At 54.7% G+C, this 19,369-nt stretch carries 17 protein-coding genes; 8 read left to right on the forward strand and 9 right to left on the reverse strand.

The features are described from left to right. Nucleotides 1-128: 128 nt before the first annotated feature. From C7433_RS09090 to C7433_RS09110, 4 genes are all read right to left on the reverse strand, one after another. Nucleotides 129-1,433 (reverse strand): oligosaccharide flippase family protein, encoded by a 1,305-nt coding sequence (locus C7433_RS09090; RefSeq protein WP_039338998.1) that lies wholly within the window; start codon nucleotides 1,431-1,433, stop codon nucleotides 129-131. Beyond that, a complete protein-coding gene (locus tag C7433_RS09095; protein WP_039338999.1) occupies nucleotides 1,430-2,428 on the reverse strand; it encodes a glycosyltransferase in 999 nt (332 codons plus the stop codon). The genes C7433_RS09090 and C7433_RS09095 overlap by 4 nt, the downstream gene beginning before the upstream one ends. Before the next feature lie 773 nt (nucleotides 2,429-3,201). Further along, nucleotides 3,202-5,535 (reverse strand): Fe(2+) transporter permease subunit FeoB, encoded by a 2,334-nt coding sequence (feoB, locus tag C7433_RS09105; RefSeq protein ID WP_110268054.1) that lies wholly within the window; start codon nucleotides 5,533-5,535, stop codon nucleotides 3,202-3,204. Next, nucleotides 5,535-5,759: a FeoA domain-containing protein gene (locus C7433_RS09110; protein WP_110268055.1), complete on the reverse strand. Its 225-nt coding sequence runs from the start codon at nucleotides 5,757-5,759 to the stop codon at nucleotides 5,535-5,537. The genes feoB and C7433_RS09110 overlap by 1 nt, the downstream gene beginning before the upstream one ends. A gap of 607 nt (nucleotides 5,760-6,366) precedes the next feature. Here C7433_RS09110 and C7433_RS09115 point away from each other — a divergent pair. Next, a complete protein-coding gene (locus C7433_RS09115; protein ID WP_033739125.1) occupies nucleotides 6,367-8,028 on the forward strand; it encodes a methyl-accepting chemotaxis protein in 1,662 nt (553 codons plus the stop codon). 43 nt (nucleotides 8,029-8,071) lie between these two features. Here the strand turns inward: C7433_RS09115 and C7433_RS09120 are convergent, their stop codons facing one another. From C7433_RS09120 to C7433_RS09130, 3 genes are read right to left on the reverse strand one after another with little or no spacing between them, the layout of a single operon-like run. Then, a complete protein-coding gene (locus tag C7433_RS09120; protein ID WP_058702368.1) occupies nucleotides 8,072-8,398 on the reverse strand; it encodes a YciI family protein in 327 nt (108 codons plus the stop codon). A gap of 16 nt (nucleotides 8,399-8,414) precedes the next feature. Next, nucleotides 8,415-9,041, reverse strand: a complete 627-nt coding sequence (locus C7433_RS09125) for an FMN-dependent NADH-azoreductase (protein ID WP_033739123.1) — start codon at nucleotides 9,039-9,041, stop codon at nucleotides 8,415-8,417. Nucleotides 9,042-9,065: 24 nt separating this feature from the next. Further along, nucleotides 9,066-9,842 (reverse strand): alpha/beta fold hydrolase, encoded by a 777-nt coding sequence (locus C7433_RS09130; RefSeq protein WP_110268056.1) that lies wholly within the window; start codon nucleotides 9,840-9,842, stop codon nucleotides 9,066-9,068. A gap of 116 nt (nucleotides 9,843-9,958) precedes the next feature. Between C7433_RS09130 and C7433_RS09135 the strand changes: the two genes are divergently transcribed. Beyond that, on the forward strand, nucleotides 9,959-10,963 hold the full coding sequence (locus C7433_RS09135; protein ID WP_054634619.1) for a GlxA family transcriptional regulator: 1,005 nt from the start codon (nucleotides 9,959-9,961) through the stop codon (nucleotides 10,961-10,963). Here C7433_RS09135 and C7433_RS09140 read toward each other — a convergent pair whose 3' ends face one another. Further along, nucleotides 10,964-12,070 (reverse strand): endo-1,4-beta-xylanase, encoded by a 1,107-nt coding sequence (locus tag C7433_RS09140; RefSeq protein WP_058707853.1) that lies wholly within the window; start codon nucleotides 12,068-12,070, stop codon nucleotides 10,964-10,966. Nucleotides 12,071-12,418: 348 nt separating this feature from the next. Here C7433_RS09140 and C7433_RS09145 point away from each other — a divergent pair, with 348 nt between their 5' ends. The 5 genes from C7433_RS09145 to C7433_RS09165 all read left to right on the forward strand — a co-directional run bounded on the left by C7433_RS09145 (nucleotide 12,419) and on the right by C7433_RS09165 (nucleotide 16,665). Beyond that, the gene (locus C7433_RS09145; protein WP_054688372.1) at nucleotides 12,419-13,381 is read left to right on the forward strand and encodes an aldo/keto reductase; all 963 of its coding nucleotides are present in this window, start codon (nucleotides 12,419-12,421) and stop codon (nucleotides 13,379-13,381) included. Nucleotides 13,382-13,592: 211 nt separating this feature from the next. Then, nucleotides 13,593-14,927: a carbohydrate porin gene (locus C7433_RS09150; RefSeq protein ID WP_110268057.1), complete on the forward strand. Its 1,335-nt coding sequence runs from the start codon at nucleotides 13,593-13,595 to the stop codon at nucleotides 14,925-14,927. 175 nt (nucleotides 14,928-15,102) lie between these two features. Next, on the forward strand, nucleotides 15,103-15,414 hold the full coding sequence (locus tag C7433_RS09155) for a cupin (RefSeq protein WP_006121617.1): 312 nt from the start codon (nucleotides 15,103-15,105) through the stop codon (nucleotides 15,412-15,414). Between the two features lie 87 nt (nucleotides 15,415-15,501). Next, a complete protein-coding gene (locus C7433_RS09160; protein WP_033739110.1) occupies nucleotides 15,502-16,080 on the forward strand; it encodes an ATPase AAA in 579 nt (192 codons plus the stop codon). Between the two features lie 60 nt (nucleotides 16,081-16,140). Further along, the gene (locus C7433_RS09165; protein ID WP_033739108.1) at nucleotides 16,141-16,665 is read left to right on the forward strand and encodes a GNAT family N-acetyltransferase; all 525 of its coding nucleotides are present in this window, start codon (nucleotides 16,141-16,143) and stop codon (nucleotides 16,663-16,665) included. Nucleotides 16,666-16,701: 36 nt separating this feature from the next. Here C7433_RS09165 and C7433_RS09170 read toward each other — a convergent pair whose 3' ends face one another. Beyond that, the gene (locus tag C7433_RS09170) at nucleotides 16,702-17,514 is read right to left on the reverse strand and encodes an IclR family transcriptional regulator (protein WP_006121620.1); all 813 of its coding nucleotides are present in this window, start codon (nucleotides 17,512-17,514) and stop codon (nucleotides 16,702-16,704) included. A 319-nt stretch (nucleotides 17,515-17,833) separates the two neighbouring features. Here C7433_RS09170 and C7433_RS09175 point away from each other — a divergent pair, with 319 nt between their 5' ends. After that, the gene (locus C7433_RS09175) at nucleotides 17,834-19,360 is read left to right on the forward strand and encodes a sugar ABC transporter ATP-binding protein (RefSeq protein ID WP_039339008.1); all 1,527 of its coding nucleotides are present in this window, start codon (nucleotides 17,834-17,836) and stop codon (nucleotides 19,358-19,360) included. Nucleotides 19,361-19,369: the final 9 nt, after the last annotated feature.

The following is a 19,369-nucleotide window of genomic DNA, read 5'->3' on the forward strand; positions in this document are numbered from 1 at the left end:
ATCCTCCCGCCACATGGCAGGATATTAACGTTACTCACGCGCAGATAAAAAACGCGTTATATTAAAGATGCCGTTCAAGACGTTTTATTTAAACGTCTTACAACGCATATCTTTAAGAAATATCTGCATCACCGCCCAGAAAAGAGCGAGCGATTAATAAGAAACCACAGTTTTCCGGGTTGAATGAATATTTTGTGAATCTTCATCATCGGCTGCCCACGGAAAAAATAGTTTAACAGCGTAAAGGCCATAAACTCAGTAATCACCACACTTATGGCACCGCCAGTAATGCCGAAGGCTGGCACCAGTGTCACCGTCGTGATCAGACATACCGCCAGCACACAGAACGTTTTTTTGATCAGGTAGCGATAGCCATTGTATTTAATAATGAAGCGATCCATGACGCTACTTAGTACACCAAACATGGCGCCGATGCTTAATAACACCATCGGGGCAATCGCTTCGGTGTAAGCTGCGCCGTAGAAATGCCGGATAAACCAGGGGCCGATCAGGGCAATACCGCCGATAACGGCCCCCGACACGGCAATGACCATTAGCTGTAACTTCTGCGCGCGGACAATCGCCACATCAGGATCACGTTCGGCAAACAACGCAGGATAAAACGAGGCAAGTAAAGCGTTGGGTAAAAAGACCCAGGCCACCGACAGCGTCATCGCGACAGAAAAGATGCCCGCCTCTTTTAACCCTAAGAACCATGAAACGCTGAGCTGGTTAAGCCGGGTATAAATCGTAATCGCAATCACCGACAGCACCAGGGATCGTCCGGCCTGCAAAATATAACCGCTGTAACGTCGGATATGAGTGAGTCGGGGAAGCGGCGGCTTCTCATGCGTACGTCGTTGGTGCCAGCTAAACACACACAGTTTGATCAGAAAAGGAATGAAGGTAGCCAGCACAATGGGAATGGCCAGCAATTCCGGTTTGAGCTGGAACCAGGAAATCCCATAACGGATAGCCAGACTGATCAGGAGACCGGTAAGGTTAGCCATCACGTTCAGCTTCGCATTTAACACCGCTTCATTGTAGATGTTAACCAGATCGATAGCTGAGAACAGACAAGCCAGTGCCGCCGCGCAGATAAAGACAAACGCTTGCGAGTTCATCTCTTCCCGCATCACCACAATGCCAATGGTAGAGAGCACACAGTAAAGGCTAAATACCAAAATGACAGCCGGCACCATAAGGCGGATGCCAGAACGGTGATTCTGGGCAATGCGCTTGAGCAGGATGACGTCGCAGCCCATCATCGCCACAGACTGGATAAACTGAAATATCAGCATGGAAATGGCGATCACACCAAACGTGACAGGCCCGACGTACTTAGCGACGAAGGACGTTACAAACATCAGGCCAAATACCGCAACCAGCTTCTCAATGATCATCCATAACGAGTTTTGCAGCTTTTGTTTCACGAACGCGCCCTCAACAGAGTCTGTACGGCATGACGCAGCCCGGACACCAGGCGTGGAGACAGGTAGAAAAGCGTAAAATAAAGGCTCCAGGCGTCTGGGAGCACGCCCGCGGCAATATAGGCACGATAGTTTTGCCGGTAAAGTTCAATATACTGCCTGACGAATGCCGCGCTGAACGTCCCACTATACAGGGCTTTATAGATGTGCGAGGCCGTAACCTTCAGAAATAAGAAGTAGTAATAGCGTTCCTGCGGCCGTAGCAAGACGCGTTTAATCCCTGTAAAAGCCCGGACGTAAGTGAAGTGTTTTTCTTTGAGCGCCGAGCGCGTTGCGGAATCGTGTGACTCAACATAGTGGTAGACGACCCGAGGGCTGAACACGACCTGTCCCTGCGGGGCACCGGACAGGTAGCTGATCACAAACAGCAGATCTTCAAAGTTGAAGATATCTTCCCGAAAGCGTAACTGCTGCTGTTGCACGATCGTCCGGCGGAAAAACTTGTCACAGATACCGTGTTTCGGCGTGTGGTAGAGCAGTTCACCGATCGCCTTATCAGCGCGCAGACTGCGCAGTGCGGTCTCTTCAGGCTCCCCGGACAGCGGCTCGCCGTCATGAGAAAAGGTGCGGGATTCGCCTACGGCCAGAATGACGTCTTCATTCATCAGCCCCAGCCAGGTATCCAGCACACCTGAAGGCAGAAAGTCGTCGGCATCGATGAAAGAGAGGAATGTGCCACGCGCAGCATCCAGACCGCAGTTACGTGCCGATGAAACGCCGCCATTGGGCTTATCTATAATCTCTACGCCAGGATAATTCTGGTATTTTCTCATTAGCTCAAGTGAATTATCACTTGAACCATCATTGACTAAAATAAGCTGGCAATGCTCAGCATGAGGTTGCTGAAGAATACTCTCGACGCAACGTTCAATAAACATCGCGCCGTTATAAACAGGCACGATAAATGACACTAAAGGGGCGTGTTGATCATTAAACATATAACCTCTGGTGTGACATATTTATTAAAGTGTAGCGCAGGGAAAGTGTCGGTTAGTTCCAGCTATTTTTATTCGTAAAAATTTTTCGCTACTCTAAATCAGTCATCTGTATGCACATCGCCAATTTTTGTATCAAAATATGTATAGCATGAAACCAGAAAATAAAAGACAGCATAAACATGAAGATGACATCAAAACTAAGAGTATTCTGTAATTTAAAATGGCGTTACTGAACCCTGCGGAAATACAGAGATCCTGCCTGTGATACTCTACTCAGGCGCGGACCGTTTCCGCAATAAGCCACCTTCGCAATGTAAAGCGTAAAGAGAACATTCAGACAATAGCCAGTGAAGTGAAAAATGGAAGACACTTTTCCCGGAAAAAATTAATAAGAACTTCCTTATAAAAATCGACATATTTCAGATGACACATTAATAAAAAACAACGCGTGTCCAGTAAAAATAAATAAATACGCCAGAAGAAACAGAAGTGTTTAATTAACGTTTAACTTTTTGGGGCATATAAAAAATCTCAGCGCCTGAAAATATGCGTGGACTGGCACACCCCGGGGCTGCATGGACTGGCTTTCTGCGGTGAGATTGATTCCGCCCGGGTCGCGGAGAGAATCGCTAAATATGCTTCCGGCATTGCCTCTTCGTTCAACGGCGACCGAGGAAGCCGTGCGATCAGGCTGGTAACCTTATCGTCATTGCTTTCCGGCGGCTCCGTCTGCCCACGGTTATCATGGGCAGCCGCACGCATCCCCGTCGTCCTCAGTCGCTGGCGTGCCGGTGCTCAGCACATCCCGCACAGCCGCCACATCCTGTCTTACGCGATGAGGTGAGCGGTGCGGAAACCGGCTTCGTGCGCGCACGTCCACCTGCGTGGCGCAGCAGGCTAATAACCAGACCGTTAAGCACGACCACACTCATCAGGCACAGCGCGCTAAACCCCGGATGCAGGCGAAAACTGACACTCTGATAAAACAGCGTAGCAACGGAGTACGCAACGTTCAGGCCCCAGAAAAAGGAAAACAGCATCCAGTTTTTCCCGGCTTCCCGGGCTATTGCGCCCATCACCGATACGCAGGGAACGTAGAGCAACACAAACAGCAAATAGCTGTACGCTGCGAAGCCGTTGCCGAATTTCGCACTCATCACGCCCATTTGCGTCGCATTGATTGTGCTGTCACCTTTACTCGCTTCAATAGGGTTGGCCAGCGCACGCAGGCTGAATGCGCTCTTCAGGCTGTCACCGGTTTCTTTCAGCGCGTCACCTAACTCACCCGACAGCGAAAAGTCCTGCGGGCGAAACGCGCCGCTTTGAACATCTTCGCCGACATAAAGACTGTTCAGCGTACCGACCACGACTTCTTTCGCCATGATGCCTGTCACCAGCCCGACCGTGGCCTGCCAGTTGTCTGATGTCACGCCGACTGGTCGCAGGGCTGGCGTGACGACTTTACTCACAGTAGCCAGCGCAGAATCATTGATATGGTCTACGGTTGCCCCACTAAACGAAAAGTTGCTGAGTAATCCGATCACCATGCTGACCACAATAATGACGCGACCTGCGCGCACGATAAACATCTTTAAACGTTGCCAGGTCTGGATCAGCAGGCTTTTCACATGGGGGCGATGGTAGACCGGCAGCTCCATAAGAAAAGGTGACGCTTCGCCGCGCAGCAGCGTATTTTTCAGGATAAGCCCAGTGACGATGGCCACGATAATGCCCAGCACGTACAGAGAGAAAACCAGGCTGGCGCGCCAGGCGCCAAAAAAGGTGGCGGCGAAAACCGCAAAAATCGCCAGCCGCGCACCGCAGGACATAAAGGGCGCAATTAGCACGGTAAGTAAGCGCTCACGGGGTGTATCCAGCGTGCGCGTGCCCATTACTGAAGGCACGTTGCAGCCAAACCCGACGATAAGCGGTATAAAGGATTTCCCCGGCAAACCCAGCGACTGCATCAGGCGATCAATTACGAACGCTGCACGCGCCATATACCCCGAGTCTTCAAGAAAAGACAGAAACAGGTACATCAGGCCGATCTGGGGCAGAATCGGCAACACCGTGTTAATCCCGGCCCCTATGCCCTGCGCAAGGAAGACCGTTACCCAGTCGGGAAAGTGGCAGGTATAGCCCAGCCACTGCGCGCCATGAATAAACAGCGCCACCGATCCGCTGTCGAACAAAGGCTGGAAGGCTGCACCGATGTTAATTGACAGCACAAACATCAGATACATCGCGCCCAGAAAAACCGGTATTCCCAGGAACCGGTTCAGCACAAGGTTGTCCAGCCACTCAGTCAGCGCAGCGGGTGCGGCTTTATTGAGGTTACAGACCGCGGCGCAGAGCGCGTTGATAGCCTGATAACGACAGTTCACCACATGCATTGCCGGATCGCCGCCCGCCGCCTGCCTGATCGCCGGCAGTTGGGGGACGACTGTGGGACAGATGCGCTGACTGTTAATGTCACCTGCCAGCAACTGTAGCGCCAGCCAGCGCTGCTTTTGCCTGGCGATGTTCGCAGGCATCATCGTTTGCAGGCGCGCGATGGCCGTCTCAATTTCACGAGGATAAACCAGAGGTTGTGGCGGTCTTTCTCCCTGCCAGTCGTCAATGGCGCGTTTAAGCGAGGCGATGCCTTCGCCACGTGTTGACGTCAGCGCCACGACCGGGCACCCCAGCCGGGCTGACAGCGCTGCCCTGTCGATGATGATATTCTGGCTGAGCGCGATATCCTGCATGTTTAACGCCACGATACAGGGCATGCCCAGCTCCAGTAGCTGAAAAGTCAGGAAAAGATGACTCTCCAGGTTTGAGCTGTCTACCACATTAATCACCAGATCGGCGTGATCCTCAAACAGATACCCACAGGCGATACTTTCATCGATGGCGCTGTCCGCCGAAAGCGTTGTAAGCGAGCGCGTGCCTGGCAGATCAACCAGCCGTACATCCGTTTCAGCCGTAAAGAACTGCCCTTCCTTGCGTTCTACCGTCACGCCCGCCCAGTTCCCTACGCGCTGGCGGGCCCCGGTAAGCTGATTAAATAACGTGGTTTTACCTGTATTCGGGTTGCCGATCAGACCCAGGGTTAATGTTCTCATCAGCGGACTTCTTCCAGCAGAACCGAAGCCAGATCGCGTTGCCGCACCGCCAGACTGAGGCGACGCGTACGGATATGAACGGGATCGCCCAGTGGTGCAGTACGGATAACGTCAATCAGCGTGCCGGGCAGCACGCCCATGGTTAGTAATTTTTGCCGCCAGGCGGGATCAACAGAAGGCTGGTAGCCTCTGACACGATAGGTGGTGTGTGTTTTGATTTTCACAGATATATCCCAACCGTTAACAACTAAGGCAGGAATTATACAAATGATAACTATTCTTGTTTCTTGATCTGGATGGGGATGATGCGCAGGATAACGACAAAAACACGCTGATATGCCATTTCACCCTGACGGCCCGCTCGGGTTAAGGGCCATCCGGAAAGAAGCATTGCGGAAGATTGTCAGAAACGCCCCTCAGCGGCAAACAGGCTGAGCGGCCTCAGCGGTGGGCAAATAACAGATGGTGTTGCCATACCTATTTTCAGCCCCCTGTCTGTGAAGCACGGCTTATACAGCGAAGACGGACACAACGTCAGATTGCGGTCACGTATGAGGGCAGCGAAAAATAATAACGCGCAAATGTCTCACCCAGGCCTTCATCTTATTATTGCGCGAAAAAACGTAACTCCCGGTACATTTCTGCATAAACGGACCCTTAATCACCCCGTTTTTGTGACTATGCCAACCCCTTAAAAAAACACGCTTTTCCTGAAAGCGTCATTTTATTTTTAAACTAATCGTTATAGATCACATTATTTATGGCGTCACTATTAAGGTAATCCGTTAAATACCGATATACCTGTATCCACGTTTATCAGGTATCGCCGCCATGTTTAAAAACCTTAAAATTACAACGGGCATTATTGCCGTATTGTTTTTGTTCAGTGCGCTGTTAATGCTTACCGGGTCGCTTTTTTATTCGTCTGTCAGCCAGGCGGGACGCAACTTTTCTCACACTGAACAACTGACGCTACAACAACAGCAACTGAGCGACAGTGTGCAGACGCTGATAAAGACGCGTGTCACCGTCAGCCGGGTGGCTATTCGTTTTCTGAAAAACCAGAAGGATCCGGCATCTCTGGCCTCGATTGCCACACTGCTGGACACAGCGAAACAATCTGCTGAAAAAGCCGATGAGTATTTTTCAGCCTACAAAGCCGCCCCGCCCTTACCCGGACAGCATGCGGAACTGACCCAAAACGTGCAGACGGCTTACAGCAAAATGCACGATACCATGCTCGCGTCGGTCGAGTTCCTGCGAAATAACAACTATCAGGCTTACGGCAATCTTGATGCACAGGAAGCGCAGGATCAGCTGGATAAGGCTTATCAGGCCTGGCGGAGCGCTAACTATCAGCTGATGAAGGAAATCGCCGCAGAAAACGATCACAACTACACCAATATGCTGTGGACCTTGCTGATTATCGCAGTTATTGCTCTGGTGACCGTTGCCAGCGTATGGGCTGGCCTGCGGACACTGTTGCTGAAACCTCTGACTCTGGCAACCGACTACATGCGCGCGATCTCTGCCGGGGATCTGACCCGTGAGATCGCCAGCGACAGTCACAATGAAACCGGACGGCTCCTCAGCCAACTGGAAGAGATGCGCAGCGCGCTGGTGGTGACGATTCGTTCTGTCGATGATGCAACGCAGTCCATTTTCACCGGCGCAGCAGAAGTATCGGCCGGCAGCATCGACCTCTCTGCCCGCACAGAGCAACAGGCAGCCGCACTGGAAGAGACGGCAGCCAGCATGGAGCAACTGACCTCGACAGTAAAACTGAACGCGGAAAATGCACAGCAGGCCACCGCGATGGCGAACGATGCCGCGGTGATGGCGTCGCAGGGTGGCCAGATTGTGGCGAAGGTGATTTCCAATATTGAGCAGATCAGTGAAAGTTCTAAACAGATTGCCAGCATCATCGGCATTATCGACAGCATTGCGTTCCAGACGAATATCCTGGCGCTTAACGCTGCGGTCGAAGCCGCACGCGCAGGCGAACAGGGGCGCGGTTTTGCTGTAGTCGCCGGTGAGGTGCGTTCACTGGCGGGACGCAGTGCAAGCGCGGCGCAGGAGATCCGCACGCTGATTGAACAATCGACGCAGCGTGTCAACAGCGGTTCGACTCATGCCTCCGAAGCGGGTGATGTCATGGGAAGCATTGTGCATTCCGTTAACAGCGTGACCCAGTTGATGGCTGAGATTGCCTCGGCCTCGGCCGAGCAGACACGCGGTATTGAACAGGTGACGAAAGCGGTATCGGAAATGGACGGCGTCACGCAACAAAACGCGGCGCTGGTAGAGGAATCGGCCAGTGCGGCAGCCTCACTGGAAGATCAGGCTACGCAGTTACGTCAGTCGGTCTCCGTGTTTAACACGGGCAGAAAGCCGACCACAGGTCTGGCGACGTCCCGCAGCACAGCTTTGAAAAAACCCGTTATGACGCCTGTGTCTACCGCACCGTCAGCGGATAACTGGCAGTCATTCTGATCGACCTGCCGCGGAGCGATGCCCTGCTCCGCGGCAAACGGCTTCAGGCGTGGTGGGCCATATCAACGACCTTCGTTTCACTGCCCCAGTCGGCGTCAAACACAGAAGAAACCAGGGCTGGATGAACGCCCGTAACAGCCACATCAACCAGTCCCAACGCCACAAAGGGATCCTCGGTCAACCTGTCGCGAACAGCCTGCTCATCAGAGGCGAGAAACAGCACAACGCCGCCCTGCTGATTTTCCAGCGGTCCGGCCAAAACCACCTCGCCCGTCTTGATGTGCTCCACCAGCCAGCTTTTATGACCCGCGCTGTGTTTTTCACGTTCGGCGGCGGCACCACGATAACTCAGCGTAACAATGTAAAGCATAAGGTTCTCCTGTGGATTACAACGCAAGTGACTGGATGAGCGTGCTGGCGGCATTAAACGCGTTGCCAATTTCACGCTGTTGAATGGCTTCCCCTTTTGAAGCCCCTTCTGCACGGATAACATGAATATGCTCAACGCCTAAAAACCGAAAAAAAGCGGCCAGATACCGTTCCTGAAAATCCCACTCTTCAAGGGAACCGCCGTGGTAAAAGCCGCCCCGCGCCGAGGCCACGATCACGGTTCGCCCACCTGACAATCCCACCGGGCCTTGTGCCGTATAACTGAATGTTTTGCCTGCCTGCGCGATCCGGTCCAGCCAGGATTTTAGTTGGGCAGGCACCGAAAAGTTGTACATCGGCGCGCCGATGACTATCACATCACTGGCAAGAAACTCCGCCACCAGCAGGTCAGATAAGCGATGCTGTTCTGCTATGTACTCACTGACGTTATCGTCGTTTCCCGCCCTGAAACCTGCCGCGATGGCCGCGTTAAGAGGACGGATTTCCTCGGCCACGACATCACGGTAAGTCGCCTGAGCAGCGGGGTACTTTGCCAACAGTTTTCTGACGATGTCCGCGGTAAGCTGCCGGGTAACCGACGGCGTCTGGAAAATACTGGCGTCAATATGAAGTAATCTGTTCATGGGATTCCCCTGAGAGTGATGGTGCTATGACGATGGAAGGGTTCTGGCCGCGCGATCGATAAACGCAGCCACCTGTTCAGGATGTGAAACCAGCGATAAATGACTAGATGCGAGACGCTGAACGCGTGCGCCAATATGCGCAGCAATGTCAGACTGGACACGGGGCGGCAGCGCCCGGTCTTGCGTGGTCAACAAATACCAGGTGGGTTTGATTTTCCATGCGGCTCGCATCACCTTGTCAGTGAAAGCGCTCGCCGCAACAGGTTGTTGTACCGCAGCCAGTTCGCGCACCCGCGCATCAGGCACGTCGCCGGCCAGCATTTCACCAAACTGTTGGGCATTATCCAGCCAGATCATCCCGTGTTTATCCGGCCTCATTGCCGTCATCGGGGCATGAAGTCGTTGCAACAGCCCGGCAGCAGATTCATTACTGTCGGGCACCAGCGCAGAGAGAAAAACCATGCCCCTTACGCGCGAATCGTTGCCAGCATCAGCCACCACCACACCGCCCCAGGAATGCCCAACCAGCAGCACCGGGCCTTGCTGACGCGCAATGACCGCCTCCGTCGCCTTTACGTCATCCTGCAATGAGGTCAATGGATTCTGAACGGCGGTGACGTGATAACCTTTGTGCTGAAGGCGTGAAATCACCGCCCGCCAGCCTGAGCCGTCAGTAAACGCCCCGTGGACTAAGACGATGTTTTTCACCGTCGCCTGGGCAGCGAGCGGCACATTCAATAACGTCAGCCCCAGCAGCACCGCATGCTTTAATCTTTTCGCCTTACTGCTCTTTCGCCGCATCTCGCCTGTTCCTGTGGTCGTTTTCATGCGGACCATGGTAGATCGGGCGAAAAGAGCGTGTAAGATGGCGAATAAGACAACTAACAGGCAAAACTCGCCATAAGGAGTGACTGGCTATGCGCATAGCGATTGTGGCGCTGGAAGGCAGCCTGCCTTCTGCCGTCAACGGCTTTTGTGACACCTTATGGATTGCGCGCCAGGTGATTGCGTCTCGCCCCGATACTGCGGCGCAACTGACCCGCGCGCCGCTGGAGGTCCAAATCGTAAGTGCTGATGGCCAGCCCGTGCGCGATGCGCAGGGGCGATGGCTACATGTCGATGCTGATTTCAGCCAGGCAGAGGCGTCAGATATCGTCCTGGTCGGGGGAATGGCGTTGGGCCGCGATCGGTTTCCGCACCATCCGGAGGCGGTCATACAGGCGGGGAACTGGATAAAAAAAATGTACCATCAGGGTGCCATCGTCGGTGCCGCCTGCGCGGGCTGTCTGGTGCTGGGCGAAGCGGGGCTGCTCAGTCGTCGGCGTTGTACCACCACCTGGTGGCTGTTTCCAACCCTGCGGGAGCGCTATCCGGATGCGCGTCCGGTATGGGGAAAAACGCTCGAACAACAGGAAAATATCATTACTACGGGTGGCCCACTCTCGTGGAGCGCGCTCACGTTGCATTTGCTGCACAGGATACTGGGAGCGGACGTGTCCAGACAGGTTGCTGATATGGCCGTTGCCGATGCCCAGCCCGTGTCGCAACGTTTGTATGCGCCGCCCGGGTTTATTAACACTCAGCACCCGTTGCTGATGCGGGCGGAAGAGATTATTCGCTATCAACAGCCAGGCATCACGGCAGAACGGCTGGCCTCTGCGTTACATACCAGCGAACGTACGTTGCACCGTAAAATGAAAATGCTGACCGGCGAAAGTCCTAAGGCGTTTATTACCCGGGTCCGCATTGAAGGTGCCTGTCTTCTCCTGGAGAACCCCACCGTAAGCATCCGTAAGGTGGCCGCCGATTGTGGCTATTCTGACGAAAGCAGCTTTCGCAAAGCGTTTAATCAGGTGATGGCGATGACACCCGCGCGTTATCGACAGTGGATTGCCGCCAGAGCGGCGCCCGCAACGCGTTAATCAGCGTAGCGCATGCAGCGCTGCCCAACTGGCGTCTTTGATTTGGCCGTCTTTAGCAAACAGCAACGGTCCGGTGGCCAGCTCATCGCTTGCCTTCGGCGTCGCCGCCGTCCGGTGGGGCGTGTCCCAGACACCCCACGTGAGCACTGCGTCGACACCGGCTTCCAGCACAAGCGAAAGATAGCGCTTATAGGTGCTGGCGACCGCCATGGCGCGGCGCGCCATCGGCAGGCGGCTGTCATCAACATCCAGTTCGGTGATATACACGGCCAGGCCCAGCGCTTTCACTTCACGAATAAATGTCGCCAGTCCCGGACCAGACGCGTACTGCGGACCGGCCTTGAGATGAGACTGAATCCCCAGCGCACCGATGGGGATCTGTCTGTCCTGCAAATTGCGTAGCAGCGCCAGCACAGCGTCGCGTTTTCGTTGCGCGTTGTCATGGTCGCTTTCCAGCCCGTAATCGTTATAGCAAATGACGGCGTGAGGATCGGTCTGATGCAGCGCGTCACAGGCGATATCCAGATAACGCGTCCCCAGACGTTGATACCAGAAACTGTTGCGCCATCCGCCAGGCAAACCGTCAGACAGGTTGATAATCTCGTTCGCCACGTCCCAGCTCTGTATCTGTCCCCGATAGCGCCCCGCGACGGTATGAATATGGTCTCTCAACACTTTTTCCAGCAGCGTGGCATCGCGAATCGCCAGCAGCCAGTCCGGCACCGCGCGGTGCCAGCAAAAGGTATGCCCGCGTAGCAGCAGGCCCTGCGCTCTGGCAAAGGCGGCAAGCGTATCCGGGCCAGAAAAATCGTAGCGATTCTGCTCAGGCTGAACGACCACCCACTTCAGCGCGTTTTCCGGAACAATAATATTGGCCTGGCTGGCCACAAACTGCCGGTAATGCGCATCGGACCGCAAACGCTCGGGCCGGACCGCGAACCCAAACAGAAGATGACGCTGCGCAGCTATGCGCTTTAAGGGGGGGAAAGCCGGTTCGGCCGCGAAGGCCGGTATCGGCAATGCGGAACCCAGCAACAGTGCCGCGCTGCGTTTTAAGAACCGACGTCGCGGCGTGGATGTGAAGCCAGAGAGATTATGAGGTTTCATCAGTGCCACGTCTCCTGTGACGTTTTTGCCCGATCATCGTGAAGGTCGCATCACACCAGCCCGGTATTCTTATAACCCTAAGCCCTAAGGCCCGTCAGCAACGATTTTGTCCACGTCGGTAAAGCCAGATTTCTGAATGTAAAATCCCTCGCTTTACGGTATCGGGTTTTCTGGCATTCGCGGGGCTGTGTGCCTGCACGTTTCAGGACGGGCGCTGCCGTGCCAGCGGTAAAAGTGACCTTTGCTACCTTGTTATGCCGCACTGGCTGACAAACCGAATGAAAAGCTGTCGATTTACCTTTGCTAAGCTGATAAGTACACCTGATACGTTTAATAAAGGAGAATGCTATGACGCAGCCTAAAACCCGCCCCCTCGGCAACAGCGGCCTCTCTGTGCCGCTTCTGACCTTTGGCGGCAATGTCTTTGGCTGGACGGTAGACGAGAAAACCTCGTTTTCTCTGCTCGACGCGCTGGTGGAAAAAGGCCTGTTCTTTATCGATACCGCCGATGTCTATTCACGCTGGGCGCCCGGCAATCAGGGGGGCGAATCCGAAACCATCATCGGCAAATGGCTGAAGAAAAGCGGTAAACGCGACAGGATAGTGCTGGCGACCAAAGTCGGCATCGAAATGTCACCGGAGAAGCAGGGACTGAAACCTGGGTATATTCGCCAGGCCGTCGAGGACTCGCTGCGCCGTCTGCAAACCGACGTGATCGACCTCTATCAGGCGCATCGCGATGATGAAACCACGTCACTGGCCGACACATTAACCGCCTTTGACGCCCTGATCAAAGCCGGCAAAGTCCGGGCTATTGGGGCCTCCAACTACAGCGCCGCGCGACTGCAGGAGGCGCTGGACATCAGCAAACAGCATGGGCTGGCGCGTTACGAAACCCTGCAGCCGCTCTACAACCTTTACGACCGTGAAGAATATGAAAGCGAACTGGAGCAGGTAGCGCGTGAGAATCAGCTTGGCGTGATCAACTACTACGCGCTGGCCAGCGGCTTTCTCAGCGGCAAATATAAAAAACCGCAGGATGCCAGCAAGAGCGCGCGCGGTCAGGGTATTGTAGATAAGTACCTGAATGAACGCGGTAAACGCATTGTTGAAGCGCTGGAAGACGTGGCGGCGTCACATGATGCGTCAGCCACGCAGGTGGCGCTGGCCTGGCTCATCGCGCGCCCGAGTATTACCTCCCCTATCGTCAGCGCGACCTCCTTGTCGCAGCTTGATGAACTGGTCAAAGCCACTGAGTTGACGCTGAGCAAGCAAGAAATTGAAGAGCTGTCTCAGGCCAGCAAGCCATAAATCCCCCAGGGATGCCGCGGCATCCCTTTTACTTTGCCTCGCAATAAATGCCTTTTTAGTTATAAAAATATTCATTCAGCGATAACTGTCACAATTGCGTTAATTCCTTACCACTTTGCAGTTACATACGCACAGATTTGCAAAAATTGACATTTAGTCAGCATTATTCTCTGCCCTGTCTTTTCCTGTCATTTCATAAAGAATAACGCTGATGAATACAAAAAAAGCAGTGCAGTTTATGCCTCGCCTGGCCGCGGGCAGCCTGATGTTTGCGATGCTGAGCGCCTCCGCGCTGGCCGCCGATGCCTTTAGCTATGACTCACCTTACCTGTTTGGCGACTGGGGCGGTAACCGAACGCAGTTAGAAAACGACGGCATTAAGTTAGATGTTAACTACACCATGGAAAGTGCCGCCAATCTGGGTGGCGGAGCTGACAGCCATACCTCGATGCGCTACAGCGACCAGTGGGCGTTTGGTGCCAATTTCGATCTGCAAAAACTCCTCGACTGGCAGGATACGCAGTTCCAGGTCACCATTACCGATCGCAATGGCCGCAACATCTCCGATCAGGTGGCCGATCGCCGCACCGGGATGCTCTCTTCTACCCAGGAGGTGTACGGTCGTGGCCAGACGTGGCGCCTGACGCAGTTCTGGTTAAGCAAAGGCCTGTTCGATAACACGGTCAATCTGAAAGCCGGACGCGTTACCGTCGGCGAAGATTTCGATAACTTCGACAGCAAGTTCCAGAACCTGGCGTTTGGCAGCGGCCAGGCCGGTAACTGGCGCGGCGATCGCTGGTTTAACTGGCCGGTTTCGCAGTGGGGCGGCAGGCTAAAAGTCAACGTTACGCCAGAGGTGTTTTTCCAGGTCGGTTTCTACAATCAAAACCGTGCGAATTACGACCGTGGCGATGGTTTCCGGCTGGATACCAGCAACTCAGAGGGGAATCTGGTGCCGGTCGAGTTAGGCTGGAAACCGACGTTAGGCCCCGACAAGTTGCCGGGTAACTATCGTATCGGCTATTACTACTCGTCCGCAAATGGCGACAACTATGGCAGCTGGCGTGACGGCGCTTACCAGCGCAAAAATCATGCTTACGGCGGCTATATCCTGTTGCAGCAGCAGTTGACGGCGCAGGGCGGCGATGCCAGCCGGGGTCTGGGCGTGACGGTTCAGGCGGTGATGAACGACCATAAAACCTCGAAAACCGATAACTATCAGTCCGTCAGCTTCACCTGGAAAGGACCGTTCGATGCCCGTCCGCAGGATGAGATTGGCATCGGCGCGGCGCGTATTCACGTCAACAGCGCCTACACGCGTTCGCTGCGTGAACAGAACGACGCCAGCGGGCAGACCGATTTTAACAGCCCGACCTATCTGCCTGTTCAGGACGGTTCGGAGTACAACTACGAAATCTATTACAACGCGCAGCTGACCAAATGGCTGCAACTGCGTCCTAACCTGCAATACGTTGTTGCGCCGGGTGCCGTTAGCGACGTGAAAGATGCCTTTGTCGGCGGAATCAGCGCTAACGTGAATTTCTGATCCGCCCTTCAGACCTGCCCGCAGGGCAGGTCTGCTTTCCCGCCTGCTCTGACGCTTTCATCCCGTACCTGCTCTGTTGATTCGCCTCAGTTTTCCGCAATTTTTTGCAAGCCCTGCCCCACTTCACGCGGTATAACCTCATCCATGTCTTACCACTGCGCATAACGGAAAAACCATGAAAACCTATATCAGCAAAGCGTTCTCAGCCGACCGGGCCTGGGGTGCACTCGACATCGCTAACTTTGATGGCACAACCGTACGGCTTCACTGGACGGATCAACCCTACAAGTGGCACATCAATGACGGTCAGGAAGTCTTTGCGGTGATGGATGGCTGTGTAGAGATGCACTACAAGGAAAACGGAGACATCAGGACAGTGCGCTTGCAGACAGGGGATATTTTTTATGCCAGCGTGGGCACGGAACATGTTGCCCATCCACAGGGCGAAGCGCGCGTACTGGTGATCGAGAAAGCGGGATCGGTCTGACCCCAACCGGCCCTGAGGCACGATGGCTGGCGCACATTTTCCGCGTATACTGAGGCGCAAACACAGCCTTGACGGAGGTTTCGCCTGATGACACCGTTGCCGCCGCTTGCACATCTGGGTCCGCGCATTTGTATCATGGGCCCCTCAAACAGCGGTAAATCTACCCTGGCCGTGGCGATTGCGGAAAAGCAGTCGCTGCCCGTTATTCATCTCGATCAGCTTTATCACCAGCCCAATACCGACTGGCAGCCCAGAGAGCACGCCGTGTTTTTACAGCTTCACCGCGAGGCAATCAGTGCAGAACGCTGGGTTATCGAAGGCAATTATACGCGCTGCCTGCCCGAAAGACTGGCGCGCGCAACGGGCTATATCCTGCTGGATCTCGCGATGCCTGTCAGTTTACTGCGTTATATCCGGCGCTGCTGTGCCACCACGCCGCGTGCCGGGGCGCTGCAAGGCAGCACCGATCACATCAATCTCGCCATGCTCAGGCATATCACCTGGGTGACGCCGGGCAATCGCCGTCGCTATCACCTCCTGTATCAGGGACTTAGCCTGCCCAGGTGCCGTCTGGTAGGTGCAAAAGCGATAAACCGCGCCTGGCAGGAGTGGTGCCTGACGCCCCGTCCTGCGACAGGGATCTTACCCGGCAAAACAGGCCGGTAGCCTTTCCTGCCTGTCTTTTGTATTGTCATGATCCTTACTGGCTCACTCCGGAATCGCAGAATGCACATCACGCTCGCGCAGGATGACCACATTCCCGCCCTGCAACAGATTTATGCTCACCATGTTATGCATGGCACGGGCAGTTTTGAACTGGATCCGCCTGATGAAGCCGAACTCGCCAGCCGGTTAGAAAAAATCCGTGCCGCCGGGCTGCCCTGGTTTGTGGCCATCGAAGACGGCCAGGTTTGCGGTTACTGTTATCTGGGCTTTTATCGTCCGCGCCCGGCTTATCGTTTTACTCTGGAAGATTCCCTTTACATCCATCCGGCTTTTCAGGGGAAAGGTGTGGGTAAACGTCTGCTGGCGCACGCGATTGACTGGGCAGAAAGCCGGGGCTTTCGCCAGATGGTCGGGAATGTGGGCGACAGCGCCAACGTGGCCTCCATCGCTCTGCACCGATCGGCGGGCTTCACCGTGGCCGGTACGTTAACCTCCGTAGGCTACAAACACGGGCGCTGGCTGGACACGGTATTGATGCAGCGGACACTTGGCGCGGGCGACAGTATCCCGCCTGAAAACGGATAACGCAGGATGCGTCCCAGGCGGGCCGCTGCCCAGGGCTCAGGCGGAAGCGCCCAGCTCGTGTGAGATCGCCTGGGCGGTCGCTACCACCTTCGCCATCAGGTTTTTTGCCCCAATCTGTTGCAGCTTGGCCGTCGGCAGCGAGACCGACACCGCATAGGGAACGCGCTGCTGAATATCAAATACCGGCGCGGCGATACAGGTCACGCCCAGCTCGTTCTCTTCGCGATCCATCGCGGTGCGCTGCTGCAGAATATCTCTCAGTTCCTGCTGCATCTCAGGCAAGGTAGTGATGGTGTTTTTTGTCAGTTGCTCAATGCTGTCCTGATGGCTTTGCCAGTAGTGCAGCAGGTACTCTTCACTGCCCCAGGCCAGAAAAATTTTGCCCATCGCCGAGCAATAGAGCGGCATATGCTGCCCGATGTAGGCGCGTGTGCGCATCATGCCGGTGGTGGGTTCCAGTTTATTGATCAATACAACATGATCGTCTTCACGGCTGGAAAAGTTAACCGTTTCGCCCACGTCCAGGTTGAGCTTTTCCAGATGCGGTCCGGCTACGTGGATGATATTGAGCGATGACAGCGCTTTCTGACCGACCGAAATAAATTTGGTCGTCAGGCGATAGCTGCCAGGCGACGGGGCCTGGGTGACATAGCCACTGCTGTGCAGCCCCTGTAACAGGCGATGGACGGTGCTTTTATTCATGCCGGACAGCTCAGCGAGATGGGCCAGCGGGCAACCGTTCGGGAAATTGCTCAGTAACTCAATTAACTGAAGGCCACGAAACAGACTCTGTGTTCCCAACGGCTTATCGTTTTTATTTTCCTTCGCTTTATCCACTTTACCCACCATCCGCCGATCCTCTCCGTTTCTGACTTCCTGAGCGCACTATCGCATGATGTTAACTCATGGCATAACAACTGGGAATCTTTCGCTTTTTTAGTGTGGCCTGGCGATCGCATTCCGCCTGGCAGGAATTGCGCTGTTCATCACAATTTCAAAACAATATTTTAACCCTATGTTTCTACTGAGGAAATAGTCGCCTCGCTTCTTTGCTTTTCCGCATTTTCAGGGATAGTATTTTTTGGAATAGTATTTCACATGTTGAAATCAGCAAGAGCGCGTCACCACGCTTGCTGCCACTACTCACCAGGCGTCACGGGAGGCTGGAATGCAAACTAACCCGGATAAACCGGTCCTGACACTAAGCCATATCACCAAACGTTTCGGGGGGAACCCTGCCGTCAATGACGTAAGCCTGGATGTCTTTCCGGGCGAAGTGGTCGCGCTGTTAGGTGAAAACGGTGCGGGTAAATCGACTCTGATTAAGGTACTGGCCGGCGTTTATACCAGCGACGAAGGCCAGATAACCTTTAATGGCAACCCCATCCCCTCAGCGGCCGCGCTAAAAACCGCCACCAGCCAGCCTGTCGCCTTTATTCATCAGGATCTGGGGCTGATCGAGTGGATGACGGTGGCGGAAAATATGGCGCTGATCATGGGCTTCAACCGTCGCCTGGGCCTGATTAACTGGCGGGCCGTGCGTGAACGGGCACGTTTAGCGCTGGAAGACGTCGGTATTCAGCTCGATCCCGATGCCCGCGTATTTGAACTGTCACGCACGGAGAAATCGCTGCTGGCCATTGCCCGCGCGGTGGCCGTCAACGCGCAAGTACTGGTACTGGACGAACCGACCGCCTCGTTACCCGCCAATGACGTACGGCATCTGTTTAGCGTGATAGAACGCCTGAAAAGTCGCAACGTCGGCATGATTTACGTGACTCACCGTCTGGATGAGGTAATTGAAATTGCCGATCGCATTTGTGTGATGCGGGACGGTAAACGCGTCGCAGAGGGCAACACGGCAGACTACAGGTTGCACGATCTGGTTGAAATGATTGTCGGCGAAGCGCTGGAAAGCAATCAGCGCCTTGTGTTGCCTGAGGGGCGCCCGCCCGTGCTGTCACTGGATCAGCTCTGCATCGATGAAGTGGGCCCGGTCTCGTTCAGTCTGCAACCCGGCGAAATGCTGGCGCTGGCCGGCCTGCGTGGTGCCGGTCAGGAAGAGATTGGCCGGATGCTGTTTGGACTGAAACAGGCTACCCAGGGCCAGGTCATTTTTCGCGACAAGCCCTGCCATTCCCGATCGCCTCGCGAGGCTATGGCGGCAGGCATCTCGTTTGTGGCAGGCGATCGCACCGGTGAAAGTCTGGTTATGTCGATGAGCGTGCGTGAAAACCTGTTTCTCAACCCCTGCGCGAGCGGGCACCGGGTGATGTCCCATTATGGTCGCCGCGCGGAGGTGGGTGCCAGCTGGTGGAAAGTGCAGCTTTTCGACGTGCGCCCTAAAAACGTGGATCTGGATATCAGCGCCCTGTCCGGTGGCAACCAGCAAAAAGTGGTGATGGCCCGCTGGATGCACCTCAATGCCCCGTTGCTGATTCTTGAAGATCCCACTGCGGGCGTCGACGTGGGCGCGCGCGAAGAAATTTATCACCTGCTCAACAAAGCGCTGGCAGACGGCGTGGCAGTGCTGGTGATCTCGAATGACCTGGAGGAAATCGCGCATATCTGTAACCGCGCGCTGGTGTTTAACCGGGGCCAGGTAGTGGGTGAACTGAAAAACGAACAGGTCACTTTTGCTAATTTACTGGAGCTGGCCTCAGCCAGCTCTGCTGCCCCCTTCGCTACCGTCTGAAAAGGCAGT

Origin of the sequence: Pantoea sp. PNA 03-3, from assembly GCF_003201175.1 — a bacterium.
Lineage (GTDB): Bacteria > Pseudomonadota > Gammaproteobacteria > Enterobacterales > Enterobacteriaceae > Pantoea > Pantoea stewartii.